This window comes from Ideonella sp. P3_A4 (assembly GCF_056403075.1).
The window spans coordinates 1-658 of sequence record NZ_JBFUGE010001317.1 but is presented as its reverse complement, the minus strand read 5'-3'; the positions used below and the strand labels follow the sequence as shown (position 1 = coordinate 658).

1 protein-coding gene is annotated in these 658 nt (G+C 60.8%); it reads left to right on the top strand.

Annotated elements, in window-relative coordinates:
• Nucleotides 1–164 precede the first annotated feature (164 nt).
• The coding region (locus tag AC1DYI_RS37765) for an O-methyltransferase (RefSeq protein ID WP_477209170.1) at nucleotides 165–658 on the top strand (494 nt) is incomplete at its 3' end.

Below are 658 nucleotides of genomic sequence, written 5' to 3'. Positions count from 1 at the left end.
TCCTAGAGGAGATCTGGGGCGGTTTGCGTGTGGACATGGTGGTGTGACGGCTGGCGCCGGAATGCGAATAGCGAATGCGACGGATTGATCGTATTCTATAAACGCGATGAATCAGTCGTATTTGAACCTTGAGCCCACGCGCTCGCAACCCACAACCATTGACTATGAACACATTGACGACAGCACCTTTGGCGCCGCTGCTGACTCGCCTTTTCGCGCAGGCGGAAGCGGCAACCAGCCCCGCAGTGGCATTGATTCCCCAAGCCGAACGCGAACGCCTAATGCGCAGCAAGACCGAGTACCTTGACTTCTACGGGCGACTCAAGGATCTCTGGCTGCCGGTGTCGCCGCAGACTGGCCGGCTCTTGTACATGCTGGCCAGGCACGCAAACGTCCGAAACGTCGTCGAGTTCGGCACGTCCTTCGGCATCTCGACCTTGCATCTGGCCGCCGCCTTGCGCGACAACGGCGGCGGGCTGCTGATCACGACCGAGTTCGAACCGTCCAAGGTCGCACGCGCACAAGCGCATGTGGCAGAGGCCGGTCTGAGTGATCTGGTGGATATCCGCGAAGGCGACGCCCTCAAGACGCTGAGCGCCAACCTGCCGGAGTCGATCGACTTGCTGCTGCTCGACGGCGCGAAGTCACTGTACGGCGA